The following is a 17,256-nucleotide window of genomic DNA, read 5'->3' on the forward strand; positions in this document are numbered from 1 at the left end:
CATTTACTAATTCGTTATTAAAAACTTCAGAACAGATTATCTGTGAGGTGATTGGTTCTGTGAAAGGATGGCGGGGATTGGCGTTGGTATTATTCAGTACCCTTTCGGGTGTTTTATTATCCTTCTCACTCAATATAATACCCGAAAAGGTGCTATTAAAAAAAATAATCACTATATTTGTACCCGAAAAGGTATTGAATATGGAGAATCTACCATTAAACGAATATGTGAAGTCGAAGCGCAAAGCGCTTGGATTTTCGCGCGAAGAGTTTGCACGGAAAGCAGGCGTTGGCTTGCGTTTCTTGCGCGAATTGGAACAGGGTAAGGAAACCCTGAAAATGGACAAGGTAAATCAAGTATTAAAATTGTTCGGGATGCAATTGGGTGTTGTTCCAATGGACAGAAATAATCTGATAGAACAATGAAACAAGCTAAAATATTTATGTATGACCATACGGCAGGTACGCTCACCGAAGATGAAAACGGATATACTTTTGTGTATGACACAGGCTATTTGGCAAATAAACAAGCCGAACCGGTAAGCCTCACATTACCTCTAACGGATAAACCATTTGTTAGTAATGTGTTGCATCCTTTCTTCGATGGGCTTATTCCCGAAGGCTGGCTGCTGGATATTGCCCAAAAGAACTGGAAAATCAACAACCGTGACCGCATGTCTTTGTTGCTTGCCTGCTGTAAAGACTGCATAGGAGCGGTCAGTGTTCAACCTATTCAAGAATGATAATCATGGAAAGATGCTTATACTGTTATCAACTTTTGGAACAAGGGCAGGTTGATTTTCATCCGCGATGTTCCAAGAAGATCTTCGGAACCACCGTTCCGCCTGTGCTTCCCTATACAAAAGCCGATATTGAATCGCTGGCTTTGGAAGTAGTACGTTCACAGGTTACAATCACAGGTGTTCAGCCAAAATTATCGGTTGACTTGGAAAAGACTAATGGAGCCGAAAAACGTTTCACGATAGTCGGTTTGTGGGGTGGATATATCTTGAAACCACAAACGGAACAATATCCATCGCTTCCCGAAAACGAAGATTTAACCATGCATCTGGCAGAACTCGCTCGGATAAAAACGGTTCCTCACTCCCTGATACGATTTCAGGATGGTTCATTGGCATACATCACCAAGCGGATAGATCGTGGCAAGAAAGGCGGTAAAATTCCGATGGAAGATATGTGCCAACTAACTGAGAAACTGACCGAGCAAAAATACAAAGGTTCTCATGAGCAAATTGCTAAAAAGATAGTGGAGTTCTCGGCTTATCCGGTGTTGGATTTAATCAACTATTTCGAAGTACTGTTATTCTGTTACCTGACTGGAAATGCAGATATGCACCTGAAGAACTTTTCTCTTTACAAAAAAGTGGGTGAATGTGTTTTGGCTCCGGCTTATGACCTCTTATCTACTAAATTGGTTATTCCACAAGACAACGAAGAACTGGCATTGACGTTGAACGGTAAAAAGCGAAAGTTGAAAAAAGCCGATTTTGATAGCCTCTTAAAAACGATGAAAGTCGATGATAAAGCAATCGAAAATGTGTACGACAAATTCAGGAAGGTACTACCAGAATGGTTTGTATTTATAGATTCTTCGTTTCTGCCAGATGAGATGAAGGGAAAGTATAAAGCATTGATACAGGAAAGGTGGAGTATTTTGAGTTGAATTTGGAGCGCCATTTTCTTTATCTCATTAATTCGACAACATCTTCTGGCAATATGGAATTTCCAACATCATCTTTCGGAGCCTTTTTAAGGAACAACACCGGAACAATAGTATAGTTCTTGGCAAACGGTAGCAGATTGGCTTTACGGAGAAGTTCGGCAGTAAGCTGTTTGTCATTCTCTTGATTTGTCCATTTACATTCGCCAACCAGCAGATACTTTTTATCAAGCGATTCTGCCATCACATCGAACTCTACCTGTTCTGGCTTCTTATCCTCATTAAGAACAGAACCCCACCAGCGTTTTGCCTTGCCATAAACTATACTATTGACAAGATTTCCTGTTACTGCATCTCGGCATAGTTTTTCCCATTGCAGACTTACATATTCCGAGAAATGAGAGTTCAAAACCTGTTCTATGGGCAAGCGACGATCAAGTTCGATAAACGAACGATTAGGAACGACAAACTGATAGTAGAATGCCATAAACGGATCTGCTATCTTATAGAGACTCTTTTTCGCATTCTTTTCATCAATCCCAAACGGAACATCTTTTTCCAAGAATCCGAGATCGACAAGTTTCTTCAATGGACGCGACAGATTGGTTGCCGGTTCATTGCATCGTGCAGCAATCTCGGAAAGCCGGTTTGCACCAGTCCCGATATAAGACATTATCGTCGAAGTCTTGACAATATCCTTAACATCATCCTGAAACAGTTTTATAGGTTCCTCGTAAAGAGTACCATTTACAGAAAGGATATTGTGCCATAGGGCATCATCAAGCGAACTTCTGTTTTCCCTCAATTCCCAATAGCGCGGCACACCTCCCCATACAGCATATTCTTCAATGGCATTCATCGCATCAAGATTTAATGCCTCCTGAATATACGGTAAACGTATCGGTGCAAGTCTCATTATCTCAACGGCACGGCCATAAAGAGGTGCAGTAGAATCAAGAAACAATCCATACATCATATTTTGTGATGAACCACAAAGTACAAGGTTGTACTTCAGTTGCTTTTCATCAATAAGTTTCTGCAACACAGACGGCAGTTCAGGAGATTGCTCCACAAGATACGGAAATTCATCCAAACATAAAGTAAAACGCTTGTCTGTCCGATAATTGACCGCACGAAACATAGACTCCCAATCCGGATATGTCAACTTATCGAAATCCGGAAATACTTGTGCTAACACTTTTGCAAGTAATGTCCTCTGATGTTGGTCTTCTGAACGGTCGGCAAGGAAATAAACATCTGTGTCCAACAACACCCTTTTGATAAGCGTTGACTTACCCAAGCGTCTGCGACCGTACATCACGACTAACGAGGACTTCTCTCTCGCAAGAGCATCCTTTAGACGTGCTGTTTCATCTATTCTATCAACGAATTTCATATACTCTATTTATTATGCAATGCAAACATAATGTTTTTATAGCATAATACAAAATTTGAAATCATATTTTTTATCCTCACAGAAGCATTTATAACTTACGTGCAGAAGAACATGCGCTCTATCCCTTTTTTGAAACTCGTTTCCTTGTCTTCAAACTCAAATCCTGTAAATCCTTCCCTATTTTATTTTCTTTGGCCAGCCACAAAATATCACCGTCAAGTTGTAAAGCATACAGCACACGTGGGTAAATTCCGATTGCTACTGTTGGCGCCTTTCTCTATTCGGGACACAGTCAATGGAGAACAAGTAGCACGTTCTGCCACCTGATGAGCTACGCTCAGATTCCGACGTAGGCGAGCCAGCTTAATCTGCTCTCCCACGACCTGTATCTTCTGCTCTAATTTTCGGGGTAATTTAGTCCCCATTGTATTCTTTGCCATATTCAATGCCATCATATGATATATAAAGATCTTATCTTTGTGAACCGGGGATTACAAAGGCTAAAAGAGCGATTTTCCTCTTTTTCCCTCCGTTTGAGAACAAACAAAGTTAAAAACGTTAAATCTTCAATTTTCGGCGAAAAAACAAGTAAATTTTTGAGGTGTCTATCTTTTAAGCCATAAACTGTTGATAATCAAATGGCATAATATGCTGCATCGTGACATATATAATGTTCTCTCCTTACGCTGCAATCCTGTCATAGCCGATATGTTTACCCAACTTGACTGCATGGAGAAACGTGGTTCCGGTTTGCGCAAGATGCGTGAATTGACAGAGAAATTCCCCAACTTCTTACTCGGTAAAGAACCACATTATAAGACGGAAGCATCTTCTTTCTTCAGGACTTTCTATAATCTGAACTGGAACGAGAATAGTAGAATACCAGTGGAAGAAGTGGCCGACAAAGTACTATTTACTTTAATGGACGTATATATGAATACGGAGGTAAAGTAAAGGTGGAGATTATAAGTTATGGGACTGAAAATTTTGCCTTCTGGTCTAGCGATAGTATAGGATGAAATGAGTTTGCGTGTTGTATATAGTTGTGTTTTGGGATTGTTTTTGTTCCGTCTCTACCTAAAAGACGGAATAAGTCTAAACATATTATATTTTCCTCAATTGTATGTTATATTTTCAACAAATTATTCTATTTGTGGATGAAAATGTAACAAACGCATTGCGAAGTTAGGAAAATATTTGTTCAAAAGAAATTTATTTATCTATAAATTTTAAAATTTAACATTGTAAATCTGCTTAATGATTGAAAGCGAGGATTATGCGTGATTTCTAATATTGTGCTATATAGCTGAATTTAAGTTGATATTGTGATTTAAGCAAGATGTTTAGCAATTGTTTTACTATTGTTCGTTTGAGGCATGTTTATTTAAATGTTGAATTAATATACTTATAATCAATCAAATATAGTATTAAGATACATACTTTAGTTCCGCACAAATATCCGATATTAAAATTGTTGTTTATCATTTGTTTGTCATTTTTGAAATAGTGTATTTGTTGTTGTATTTATTTTATTTATAATCAGTTATTTATGATTTGTATTTAGACTTATTCTGTCTTTTAGGTAGAGATAGAATATTACTAAATATATACTAATTAGAATTTGTAGTTCATTAATTTAAGTAAATGACGGTTGTATGATTAAAAACAAGAGAAATCAAGAAGGTTATCGTAATCTACTAAAATTTCACGGGAATGTTTTTGTGAAATTGTGGGTATCGGTGCCAAGTCCTTATGCTTGAGTTTTTTTATGGCGGACTTTATGATTTTAAGCGAGTAAACGAAAAGCCGAATGTGTTTCCAACAAAAAAATTAAAGGATTTACAGGGTTAAATGTTAAAGTGATTTTATGAAAAAATTATTGTTTATTATTTTCTGTTTGTGCCTGTCGACATGGGGTGTGCAAGCACAAACACGGGTAGTCAAGGGAACGGTGATCTCTAAAACGGATAAGGCTCCTATTCCCGGGGCTACTGTTTATAATCAAAATACCAAGGGTGGTGTAGCCACGGATATCGATGGAAAATTCTCATTGAAGGTGAATGCAGGTGATACATTGATGATTTCATTTATCGGTTTTAAAACGCAACATATCAAAATTGTTAACCAGAAGGAATTGAATGTAACTCTGGAAGAAGAAAGTGTACAAATTGATGATGTGGTGGTAATTGGTTATGGTAGTCGTAACGTGAAAACTCTTACCGGGGCGATAAACACGGTGAGTGCCAAAAAACTGGAGATGCTTCCAGTGCCGAATTTCGATCAGGCTATGCAGGGACAGGCTCCCGGTATGTTGGTCATGTCGTCTTCCGGGGCACCCGGTGCCGCGGCGGATGTTTCCGTCCGAGGGATAAATTCAATTACCGCGGGTACGACGCCTTTATATATCATGGACGGGGTCGTGGTTGCTGCCGGCGATTTCCAGTCTTTGAATACTGCTGATATCGAGTCTGTGACCGTGTTGAAAGATGCCGCCTCTACTTCTATTTACGGGGCTCGTGCCAGTAACGGGGTAATTTTGATTACCACGAAAAGAGGTACGTACGGTCAACAAGGTCGGGTTAATCTTCGGGTGCAGCACGGTTGGTCTACTATCGCGAATAAAAAAGACGATATGATGAATACCAGCCAGCGTCTGGATTACGAGGAGATGATCGGTATGCATGCCGGAGACCCGAATTACGACCGGGCGGATTACGAGGGTATCGATGTGGATTGGCAGGATGTGATTTATAATGATCATGCCCCGACAACTTCTTATGATTTGTCTATTAGCGGGGGCTCACAGACGATCGCTTATTATATGTCGGCGAACTATATGACACAGGAAGGTATTGCCCCCATGTCCGATTTTACCCGCTATAATTTCCGTCTGAACTGGGAAGGAAAAGTGAAACCGTGGTTAAAAGCCGGAGGGAGTTTGACTTTAGGGCACGAGAAGAATGATGCCACGCAAACCGGTAGGGATTTGATCGCGAATCCGGCAAATACCGCTTTGTTGATGTTACCTTACTGGAATCCTTATAAAGAAGACGGTTCGATCACTGTTCCGGGAGATGGGTCTTGGAAAGGTGAGGGATACAATCCGCTGGAGGCTTATGCGAAAAATAGATTTTTCCGGGAACGGACAAAGGGCGTGGGATCTTTGTTCCTCGAAGTAAACCCGATAGAAGGTTTAACAGTGAAATCGATATTGGGATTGGACGGGGGTGTCGCTCATGATATTCATTTGGGACAGCCTTCTTTTTCTTGGAATAACGGGGATGGAAGCCGTGCCGACCAATATTTGCGTAATTACACGTTGACGATGACAAACACGTTGAATTATAAATTCTCCTTGGCGCACGAGTTACATAATTTCGATATATTGTTGGGGCAGGAAGCCATACAAAATGAGACGGATAATTTGAGTGGTAGTGTGACAGGGTTGAGTGACGATCGTTTGGTACAACTAAGCTCCGGGATAACTCCGGCATCCGTGGGTGGAGGTAAGAATGAATCTTCTTTTTTGTCTTTCTTCGGGCGTCTTTCGTACAGTTTGGATGATAAATATTTTTTGGATTTGAGTTTGCGCACGGACGGTTCTTCCCGTTTCGGAGCTGATAACAGGTATGCCACGTTCTGGTCAGCCGGAGCCATGTGGCGTATCGTTGATGAGGCGTTTATGGAAAAAATTCCTTTTATCTCGAACCTTCAGTTGTCTGTCAGCGCGGGGACTTCCGGTAACTCCTCCATCGGGGATTACGACCATTTGGCTTTGATTGTGGGTGGAGCTTCCTATAATGGTATTTCTGCTTGGGTTCCGACCGGGTTGGGAAACGAATCTTTGACATGGGAAAAATTATTTGATGTCAACGTGGGATTGAAGATTGGTTTGTGGAATCGGTTGAACATGAGTATAGAATACTATAATAAAAAGACAACGGCGATGTTGATGAGTGTCCCGATTTCATTGACAAACGGTTTTTCTTCTTGGATGGATAATGTCGGAAAAATGCGTAATCAAGGTGTTGATTTCCAGTTGGATGCTACTGTGTTGAAGTACGGGGATTTCATGTGGAATTTCACGGGGAATTTCTCGTATAACCAGAACAAAATATTGGAATTATATAACGGACAAGATTATTATGCTCTTGGAAATGCCGGTTCGTTTTTGAAGGTAGGAGATTCTTACGGTTCGATTCAAGCCGTGCGTTATGCCGGGGTGAATCCGGCAAACGGGGATGCCATGTGGTATGATAAAGATGGTAAGTTGGTTAATAAATTCTCCACGGAGGATAAAGTATCCTTGGGAAAATCATATATCGCCCCTTGGTATGGCGGATTTACCAATAACTTTTCTTACAAGGGAATTCAGTTATCCGTATTCTTCACGTGGGTTGCCGATCGTTATATGTTGAATTCGACACGTTATTTCACGGAAAATAACGGACGTTCCCCGCAATATAACCAATCGACAAAGATGTTCGAGGCGTGGCAAAAACCTGGAGATATAACCGAAATTCCCCGTTACGGGATTGTAATGGAAACCGATGACCATTTGATCGAGGATGCCTCTTTTTTACGATTGAAGAATCTTTCGTTAGCGTATAGCTTACCGTCTTCCGTGTTAAAATATACAAAGGTGGTGGAAGCCGTTAAGATTTTTGTGCAGGCACAAAATTTATTAACGTTTACCAAATGGAGTGGTTTTGATCCCGAAGATACTTCTTATCAATCGGTCGGTGCTTATCCGACAACGAAGCAATTTACATTCGGTATAGATTTAACTTTTTAAGTACGAGAAATATATGAAAAAGATATTAATATATGCAATGGGATGTCTTTTACTCATGGGCATGAGTTCCTGTAAAGATTTTCTGGAAAAGTATCCCTATGATTCAATACCGGAAGATGATACATTTAATACCGCGGATGAGTTTCGTGAACATTGGTTCGGTGTGTATTCTTCTTTAAAGGGAGCTGGTGGTTTCACGGAAGCATGTCGGGTTTACGGGGATATACAATGTGATTTATTTCAATCCGTGCAATCAAACCAAGGGTTATTGTCTTCTGTCTATAACTGGAATTTTAATGCATCGGACCCGAACACGAATTCTATTTACGGGGCGATGTGGATGACAATCGGTCGCGTGAATCGGATTCTGGACAATTACCCGAAGATCAAGGCAAATGCCACGGATGAAGATATCGAGTGGATGGAAACTTACTTGGGTGATCTTTATTTTATTCGTGCCTATTGTTATTCCGAACTGGTGAAATATTATTGTGAGGCTTATGATCCTGCACGTGCCGGAGAACAATTGGGAATGTCTATCGTGAAAACTTTGGATCACGAGCGTAATTTGCCCCGGGCTTCCTTGAAGGATACTTATGATTTTATGCTTGAAGATTTGGAAGAAGCCGGAAAGCGCATCGTACGTGCCGTTGATCTTAATACAGTAGCTTATGAACAGAATTGTGTCGCATCAACACAAGCCGTGTTGGCTTTGAAAGCTCGTTTGTACTTGTATATGCAAGATTACCCGAAAGCGTCTGAAACAGCTTTGAAATGTTGGGACGCTTGCTTGGCAGGACAGTTGTTTTTGGCAAATACGGCAGAGTATTATGATCTATTACTGGAGGATGGAATTACTACCGAGGTGATAATGAGGTTGGCGATGACGCCGGTAGACGTACAAGGGAGTATCGGAAGTTATTTTTGTATGGAAAGTGCCGGGAAGGTCCGTCCCGAATACATTCCTTCTGTGGCTTTCCTTGATATGTTTGAGGCAAACGACATACGCAGTAATATGTTTACAAGAACCCGTTTAGGTTATCAACACGGTTTGGAATGGGAAATTTGCACGAAGAGCGGCCATAGTACGGAATTGGATAAATCATCTTATAACCCGGCTTACCAGTCGATGCCGGCTTTATTTCGTATGTCGGAATTGGCTTTGATTATAGCCGAAGCTAACGCGGCCAATCCCAATGGAGATATGAGTTTAGCCAATGATTACATGAATCAATTGAAAAAAGCTCGTATTGAAAAATGGGACAGTAAAAAGTATAATGCAGTCGATATGTTGAGAGTGGTAAAAGACGAGCGGGCGAAGGAGTTGTGTCTGGAAGGCTTCCGGTTAGCTGATTTGAAACGTTGGCATATGGGGATTTTGCGGAAACCTCAACCTTACACGAATGCCCCGTTCAATGCCTTGGAGATAAAGGCAGACGATCCTCGTTTCACTTGGCCGATCCCGCAACACGAGATGGATGTGAATGACAAAATGGAAGGAAATGCCAGTAATTAATAACGAAAAGTTGATATAAACATGAGAGTTATTTACAAGTTAAAATGGATGGTTTGTATGCTGTTGTTGCTGACGGCGTGCGAGGAAAAGGAGTATCTATATGATGATCCTACTGATATCGTGATGTTTAACGAGACTTACGCTCTTTTTCCCGTGGTGGATGGGCAGGAGAATAAGTTTCAAGTCATGCTTTCTTCTCCTATTATCAGTCCGGTGGATCGGGAATATATTATTGGGATACAGCAATCTGGTACCGAGGAGGAAGCGAAATTGGATCAAGATTATAAATTGGAGAGTACCCGTGTCGTGATCCCTGCCGGAGAACGGGTAGGAACGTTTTCTATTGTGGCTATTGACGGGCGTATCCCCGCGAATGTGGATTTATTCGCGAATTTTATGATCGTTTCAGCACCGGAAGGGGCGGAAATAGCCTCCTTTAATAATGTGTTCACGTTGTACTTCTCCCGGGTTTGCCAATTTAATTTTGAAGATATGCTGGGGGACTTTGTGATTAAGAAAACAGCTATATTTAGTTCTGATGAACCTATCGAGGTGGAGGTGATTAGAGGAGAAAAAGAGAACGAGTTGATTTTGCTGCAGCCTTACGGGCAGGGGATTGACATCACGCTTACCGTGGTCCCTAATACTGATGGAACTTACCGTATTAATTTGCCGGAACAACATATTGCCACGGGAATCTTAAATCAGCAAACCGATCCGGTGGAAATGTGGGGACGTGGAACCGGTACATGGGATACTTGTAGTAAGGTAATGAAAATTACAATCACCCCTTATTTGCCGGGAGGAGGCGAATGGGCTTCTGTTGTTGAGAAAATAGAAAAGGTTATTTCGGATTAATATGAGAGAGATGAAAAAGTTATTATTCATTATTTTGTGTATCTGTAATTTGATATACGCTTGTTCCAGTGATGATGAAGATGTCAATTCTGAGCCTGAGCCGGGTAGACAAGGAACTTTTTCTTTGTTGTTAAAGGAGAAAGTGGTATCCGGTTACGCGACTCCTTATGCCGCGAAAGTGTGGTGGAAAACTTTAGCTTCAGCCGATATACATTTTGTAACCGGGGGACAGGAGACCGAGCAAAAAGGGCGACGACTCTCTTTTTCCGGAGATGATATTGTCTCGGATACATTGGAATTGGGAGCGGGGAGTTACACGATCGCTAAATTAGTCTTGTACAATAAGTACGAGGAACCGGTGATCGAGTTCAAACCGACTGCCGATTATTCTTTCGTGTTGAAAGAAGGCGATTATGTCCAAAAAACTTATAAAATTCCCAACGAGGGGATTTATTCGATCACGAAAGACAGTTTGGCTCTGGCTGCTTTGATGCGGGTGAATTTTGGCTCGGATGTATCGAAATGGCCGATTGATTTGACGAAGGCTCCCGGTGAATGGAAATTCGTGGAGTATAATAAGACAACGAAGAGAATTGTCAAGTTATTCTTTAACACGAATGAAAAAACGGTTGCTGATTATATGACATATGCTAATAGAGGCTTATGGGAGGATGAGCCCGGTTCGGAAGATTTACCTACATCCGAGGGAAACTGGGGGGATACCGGATTGAAAATTAAAGTGTTGCCGGAGGAACTCACGTTGATGGATGCCTTGCAGGATATGGATTTCTGCGGGAATGAACTGGAAGAAATTCCTGTTTTTCTGAAATCCATGAAGAGCGTGTATGGTATTCGTTTCGCCGATAATAAACTCACTTCGTTACCTAAGGAGATGTTCGAGATGCTTCGGTTGCATTCGTTGGATATCAGTGGAAATCCGATAAAAGAACTGCCTCGATTGGATAAAGTTTCTAACCTTGTATTTCTGTATGCGTGTCATTGTCAATTGACTTCGTTGGGGAGCGAGTTGGCGCAGTATTCGAACTTGACACAATTGACTTTGATCGGGAATAAAATTTCTTCCGTGGGAAATCTGGCAACTTTATTACCCAACTTGAGGACATTGGATATTCGTGATAACCAATTGGAAAGTATTACGAGGGAGATGATCCCGGAAAGTCTTGTCGGTTTGTTCGCGGATAATAATCTCATTGCTTCTTTACCTGCTTGGAGTGCTTCTTCTTTGTTGGATTTAGGACTTTCTCAAAATAAGTTGACAAGTATTCCTGCCGAATTTTTGCAGCTTCCGAAATTGGAGTATTTGGATTTATCCGGTAATTCGATATTACAATTGCCGGGAACGATCGGGGAATGTAAATCCTTGCTTATTCTGGATTTGAGTGAATGTTCTTCTTTGGCCACTTTGCCTGAAGAGATAGAACAATGTGAGAAGTTAAGAGCGCTCTATTTGGTGAACAATCATGGTTTGATTTGGTCGCTTCCGGAGAAAATGAAAGCCCGTTACGGAAAATGCCAGCTTCACCAGAAAGATGAAAACGGCGAATGGGTATGGCGAATGGGACCAACCGGTTTGTTCGTGGATATCCGCGGGTGTTCACAAGTACTGGGTGTACCCGAGCCGGTACAGTGTAATTAATGATTAAAATACAATGATTATGAAAAAATGGATGGTATTATTAGTATGCTTCATTTGTTCGTGGGCCTGTGATGATAAAGAATCGAACGACAAGATTCAGACATCGTCGGATGTGGCGAATTTCGAACAGGAAGGAGGAGAAATTAGTATTCTGATTCAAGCAACCGCGGATTGGAGCGTGGAAGTGGATAATGACTGGTGTTTTGTACAGCCGGATAAAGAGAATGGAGCTTTTTTCGTGATAGCCTCTGAAAACGAGAACCCGACTCCGCGTATGACTGTTTTGAGACTTATCGCGGGAAATTGCGTGAAAGAAATAGATGTTGTTCAAGAGGGAAGTGATGAAATTAATTTCTTTTTGTCTGAAAATGAGGCAAGCGTGTACGACCTGAATGATAATTACGCGGTGGTTGTCCATTCAGACGTCCCTTGGACAGCAAATAACGCCGGTAATTGGTTTGTGACGGAACCGGTAAGCGGGGAAGCCGGGGTAACGTTGGTTAAGATCCGTTTCTCACAAAACACCTTGAATGCGGAACGTCAAGGAAAAATCACTTTCGAGTCAAAGAACGGGGATGTACAGGAGTTTCGTTTTAAGCAAGAGGCGGCTTTACTGGATAGCCGTCGGCAGGATAGTCTGGCCTTGGTTGCATTTTACAATGCCATTCACGGTGATGAGCTTAAGGCCGAGGGAAAATTGGAGAATTGGAAGGAAGGGAATCTGGAGACTTGGCAAGGAGTGGTTCTGGAAGATAACAGGGTTTTCAATCTCGTGCTTACCATGCCTATTGCCCAAGGGTATATTCCGACGGATTTTAAATATTTGTCCCACTTGAAATATTTGAATTTATCCGGGACGAGTATCGGGGGAACAATCCCGAAAGAGTTGGCGCGTTGCGTGAATCTTCAAACTTGTGTTTTGGGTGAGAATATCTATTCTTCCACTCAAAGCGATTTGTCGGGAGATTTGCCTAATAGCATATGTGCTTTACAGAAGTTGGAACATTTTACTTGCAGCAGCACTCATGTTGGAGGTATTTTACCGGAATTGTATGGGAATTTATCAAGTCTGATTTCATTGAATTTATCTAAAAATGCAATCACGGGACCTCTTCCCGTTGCCTGGAAATATTTAATACAGGTTGCTTACGTGGAACTTGGAGCCAACGCGTTGGCGGGTGAGTTCCCGCAAGAGTGGAGTGTCTGGAAGAATATCACGACATTCGATGTATCCAATAACGTGGGTTTATACGGGGTATTGCCGCCGGAAATCGTGGCGGTAACCACATCGTATGGTGGAAGTGTTAATATACGTGGAACTAATATTGTAAATGAATAAAGTGAGGTTTGTTATGAAAAGAATAGGTTTAAAAAAATGGTTTGTTTTTGCGGCTGTATTGCTGACGGGAATGTACTTTGTCGCGTGCTCGGATGATAAAGATGATGGTGGCGGGGAGGTGAATCCCTTGGAAGAGATATTTGATGTTGATAAGTCTGAATTGCTTTACGGGATGAATGAAGAGACAATTTCGATGGAATTGACATCCAATGTTTCGTGGACGGTTGTTTCCACCGCTAACTGGTGCGAGCCATCCGTGATGGCGGGAAACGGGAATGCCGAGATAAATGTTACCGTGACGGAAAATGATAACGTGAGTGAACGTCGTTGCCAGTTGATTTTGAAGGGGGGAAAGAAAAAATTGGTGTTGGATGTGGTACAGTTGGGCGATGAAGTGCGGACGATTGTTTATATCGGTGGAGTGGAAATTGAAGATGGTGACGATGCTAATACCGCTCAGGTGGATTTCGAGTCGAAACAATACTTGGTGAATATTGTATCTAACACGGAATGTAATATTTCTTTCCAGGGAAACGGTTGGCTACAGTATCGGGAAAGCGCCCAGACGGGATATTCGGCTCCCCAGATTCATTATTTGTATGACATTTTTTCGGGTGATAATCCATCAAGAACACCCAGAGATGCTTCCATGACTATTGCCCGAAAAATGGGTGATTATACCCGTACGATCACGATACGTCAAAGAGCGTTCACAGATTTTTTGCGGGTATTCAGCGATACGGTAATGGTTGGTTCGCATTTTAATGTCATGGAGTTGGAGGCGAGAACTTCGGTGCATTGGGATTATGAACTTCAAGGTGACCATTCTTGGTTGTCTAATTGGAGGGAGAGAAGAAATCCGGTTGCCACTTATGAGTTGGGAACGCGAAGCCGTTTGCTGGCGGATGTTGAAACGAATCATGATGCACGTCCTCGTGAGTGTGATGTTATTTTTAAATATATAGTTGAAGGGGAGCAGGTTACGCAGAAGGTTAAATTAATCCAATTAGGGTATGACGGTTTGAAATCAGATAGTTTGGCATTGATGGATATTGCTAAAATGAATGCAAACGAACTTTCCGGATTGAATGTGGCTTGGGCGATAGGTTACCCGATCACTTCGTGGGGTAATATTACAATCGGGGTTGACAACGGGGAAAAGAGAATCGTGGCGCTACAACTTGCTAATACATGGTTGTGTTTTGAATTGACGGCTTCTATTGCAAATTTAACGGGTTTGAAAAGTTTGAATCTTGCCAAGAATTATTTGGACGGGGTGTTACCCGAAGAGATGGGAAGGCTTGTTAATCTGGAGGACTTGGATATTTCCGAGAATTATTGCGATGTCGCGGATGAGACACCGTCTTATCGGGTATCGGGAATAGAAGAGATCCCGGAAAAAGTCTTCGAGGGATGTACAAATTTGCAAAATTTGAATCTTAGTATGAATCGTTTACGAATGATTCCTAATTCTATCGGTAATCTGGTGAATTTGCAGTCTTTGAATATCGCTGGAGAGAATGAACTTGAAAGTATTCCAGATAATGATGTTTTCCGTGCGTTGAAACAACTTAAAGATCTCCGATTATCGGATTGGAAGATATGGCAGGGTGAATTTTTCGACTTTATCTTTGATTTACCTGAATTACAGAATATTACTATTTTTAGGATGACTTTTAAGAAAAATCAGCAACTTGGAGATCATTTTGATAAATTACCCAATCTGACATCTTTTACTTGTCAACAAACGAACTTGGGAGGTAATATTCCTGCTTCAATATTGAATTGTAAAGATTTGAATTCTTTGTTGTTGGGAGGCAGTGAATTTTCCGGAGCATTATTACCCGGATTGCCTGATCTGGAGAAATTAAAGGTAATCGATCTTTCTGAAAATCTGTTTACGGGAGAGATTCCGGATTCTTATGCTGAATTCGGGTTAAACTTGGGAAACAAATCCCCGAGAGGAAATTACACGAATCTTTTCTTGTTCGGCAATCAATTGGAAGGCTCTATTCCCGAGGCTATGCTGACTTGTCAGATGTGGTCGGATAAAGTTCTATGTTGGGAGCCCTTGAAATTTATTTGTCCGCAGCAAAAAGGATTCGGTTTTGATAATTGTAAATAATTTTTATGGAGTCGTGTTTGAAATTAGAATATTATGAATAAGAAGCTAAGTAGAAATGTTTGGTGGATGTTGTTGACTCTGCTCGTGGGATGTAGTGACGATAAAAAGGGGGAGATGGTTTTGCCCGAGTCGAATTTGACAATCAACCCGGAAACTGAGCTTGTATTCCAACAAGCGGGAGCGAGTATGCCGTTGAGTATTAGTACAAACCGGAATTGGACGGTGATGAAAGGTGAAGGTAGTTGGTATCGGGTTGAAGGAGACGAGAGTGGAGAACCCGGGGAGTCTTCGGTGAATGTAGTGGCGACTGAAAACGGGGGGATAGAAAAGCGGGAGTCAAAGATTGCCATACAAGCCGGAACTGAAAAGAAGGAATTGAATGTAATCCAGTTCGGATCGGAACCTGATTTGGTATTGACGGAAAAAGAAATTAACGTAGAGTATCAAGGAGGAATACGGGAATTTGTCGTGAATAGCAATACTGGTGTCGAGTTATCAGCGGTGGACGATTGGCTTCGGCTTCCCGAGAAAACATACGTTATGGATAACACGGTTAGTAATGTATTCACTGTTTATTGTATGCCGAATGACAATGAAAAACGTACAGGTAAACTTATCGTGAAAGCCGGTTCGAAAGAGGATTATATTTCTTTTGTACAAGAGGGATGGAAAGCCGAGATAATACTGGAACGAGAAGAGGTCGTGGTCGGGGGAATGAAGAAACTGTGTGAAGTTATGTTGACTGCTTCCGGAGACTGGACAATCGAATACGAGGGTGGAAATCGACCGGGGTGGATTACGGATGCCCCTCAAGGAGGAAAGAAGGGGGCCTTTGTGTTATCTTTTGAACTCGATCAAAATTTGGAGGCGATACAAAGAACTTGTCAGGTTCTTATTCGTTGCGGGAGTTTGACGAAACCGTTGACTATTGTTCAATTACCTGTTTTAAAACGAGAGCGGGACAGCTTGGTGTTACAGGCAATTTATCGTGCTGCCAATTCTCACGGAAATGATACATGGAATTTTGATAGTGCTATTTCAAAATGGAACGGAGTAAAATTGCAGGACAATCGGGTGGTTGGTTTGCATTTGCATGAATGGACGTTTTATAATATTCCGGTGGAATTAGGAGAACTTGACGGGTTGACGGAGATGACATTCTCTTATTGTCTGTTTAATGATCCTAAATTACCGGATGAAGTCGGAAACTGGAGTAAACTGGATAATTTTTCGTGTATCGGGACTCAGAGTGTTATTTTCCCGGAAACGGTGAAAGAATGGAGTAGTTTGGGAACATTGTTTATGTCCGGAGATTATTTCCAAGGAATGACGTTGGAGGGGGCGGTCTTGCCGGATGCTTTATGTGGGATATCGACGTTGCATACGGTATCTTTTTATCATTCGGATTTGAAAGAACTGCCGGAGGCATTAGCTCAGTCCAATGTGGAAATCCTCGTGGTAGAAACAGGACAATTAACCCAAATTCCTGACTTCTTAGGAAAAATGACAAAATTATTTTCTTTGCTTATTCGGAATTGTCCGGTGGGTACTCCCGTTCCGGTAAAAGTCTTCGACGCTCCTGTGTTGAGAAGTTGTAATCTAAGCCATGACGGGCTTACCGGTACAATCCCGGAGGAAGTTTATTCGTCTTCAAGTTTGTACGAGTTGAATTTGGCCGCTAATAATTTGACCGGAGATCTTTCTGAAGCACTTGTTGATTCCGGTATTCAGATGTTTGATGTGGTGCAGAATAGATTAGGCGGTATTGGTAAGAAATTGAGCGAGCGTATCAAGCTCGATCCGAGATTTATTGATACTCGGGCTTGGAATGGAAGCGCTCAAATTTGTAAACAACAAGAAAATTACGGTTGGAGTAATTGTGAAAATTAA

Annotated in this window: 11 protein-coding genes and 2 pseudogenes; 11 read left to right on the forward strand and 2 right to left on the reverse strand. The window is 41.5% G+C overall.

The window, feature by feature from the left end; translation table 11 throughout:
- Window positions 1-200: 200 nt before the first annotated feature.
- Genes CS948_RS13780 through CS948_RS13790 form a run of 3 tightly spaced genes read left to right on the forward strand, consistent with a single transcriptional unit; the run spans window position 201 to window position 1,683 of the window.
- Window positions 201-425, forward strand: a complete 225-nt coding sequence (locus tag CS948_RS13780; RefSeq protein ID WP_099294521.1) for a helix-turn-helix domain-containing protein — start codon at window positions 201-203, stop codon at window positions 423-425.
- Window positions 422-742, forward strand: coding sequence for a HipA N-terminal domain-containing protein (locus CS948_RS13785; RefSeq protein WP_099292292.1), 321 nt, complete (start codon window positions 422-424; stop codon window positions 740-742). Before CS948_RS13780 ends, CS948_RS13785 begins: the two co-directional genes overlap by 4 nt.
- A gap of 5 nt (window positions 743-747) precedes the next feature.
- Entirely contained in the window at window positions 748-1,683 is a 936-nt protein-coding gene (locus CS948_RS13790; protein ID WP_099294523.1) for a HipA domain-containing protein, read from the forward strand.
- 19 nt (window positions 1,684-1,702) lie between these two features.
- Here the strand turns inward: CS948_RS13790 and CS948_RS13795 are convergent, their stop codons facing one another.
- A complete protein-coding gene (locus tag CS948_RS13795) occupies window positions 1,703-3,076 on the reverse strand; it encodes an ATP-binding protein (protein ID WP_099292293.1) in 1,374 nt (457 codons plus the stop codon).
- A 118-nt stretch (window positions 3,077-3,194) separates the two neighbouring features.
- A pseudogene (locus CS948_RS13800) lies at window positions 3,195-3,516 on the reverse strand (helix-turn-helix domain-containing protein).
- A gap of 217 nt (window positions 3,517-3,733) precedes the next feature.
- Between CS948_RS13800 and CS948_RS13805 the strand changes: the two are divergent.
- From CS948_RS13805 to CS948_RS13840, 8 genes and pseudogenes are all read left to right on the forward strand, one after another.
- A pseudogene (locus CS948_RS13805) lies at window positions 3,734-3,997 on the forward strand (ATP-binding protein); the annotation flags it as partial.
- Between the two features lie 946 nt (window positions 3,998-4,943).
- Window positions 4,944-7,871, forward strand: a complete 2,928-nt coding sequence (locus CS948_RS13810) for a TonB-dependent receptor (protein WP_099292294.1) — start codon at window positions 4,944-4,946, stop codon at window positions 7,869-7,871.
- Between the two features lie 13 nt (window positions 7,872-7,884).
- On the forward strand, window positions 7,885-9,387 hold the full coding sequence (locus CS948_RS13815; protein WP_099292295.1) for a RagB/SusD family nutrient uptake outer membrane protein: 1,503 nt from the start codon (window positions 7,885-7,887) through the stop codon (window positions 9,385-9,387).
- A 21-nt stretch (window positions 9,388-9,408) separates the two neighbouring features.
- Window positions 9,409-10,245 carry a hypothetical protein gene (locus CS948_RS13820; RefSeq protein ID WP_141560955.1) on the forward strand — a complete coding sequence of 279 codons (837 nt, stop codon included), beginning with the start codon at window positions 9,409-9,411 and terminating at the stop codon, window positions 10,243-10,245.
- A gap of 10 nt (window positions 10,246-10,255) precedes the next feature.
- Window positions 10,256-11,902, forward strand: a complete 1,647-nt coding sequence (locus CS948_RS13825; RefSeq protein WP_176555058.1) for a leucine-rich repeat domain-containing protein — start codon at window positions 10,256-10,258, stop codon at window positions 11,900-11,902.
- A 19-nt stretch (window positions 11,903-11,921) separates the two neighbouring features.
- Window positions 11,922-13,241, forward strand: a complete 1,320-nt coding sequence (locus tag CS948_RS13830; protein ID WP_099292298.1) for a BACON domain-containing protein — start codon at window positions 11,922-11,924, stop codon at window positions 13,239-13,241.
- A gap of 13 nt (window positions 13,242-13,254) precedes the next feature.
- Window positions 13,255-15,366: a BACON domain-containing protein gene (locus CS948_RS13835; protein ID WP_176555059.1), complete on the forward strand. Its 2,112-nt coding sequence runs from the start codon at window positions 13,255-13,257 to the stop codon at window positions 15,364-15,366.
- A 33-nt stretch (window positions 15,367-15,399) separates the two neighbouring features.
- Window positions 15,400-17,256, forward strand: a complete 1,857-nt coding sequence (locus tag CS948_RS13840; RefSeq protein ID WP_099292300.1) for a BACON domain-containing protein — start codon at window positions 15,400-15,402, stop codon at window positions 17,254-17,256.

The organism is Butyricimonas sp. Marseille-P3923 (assembly GCF_900184685.1).
In the GTDB taxonomy this organism is placed as follows: domain Bacteria; phylum Bacteroidota; class Bacteroidia; order Bacteroidales; family Marinifilaceae; genus Butyricimonas; species Butyricimonas muris.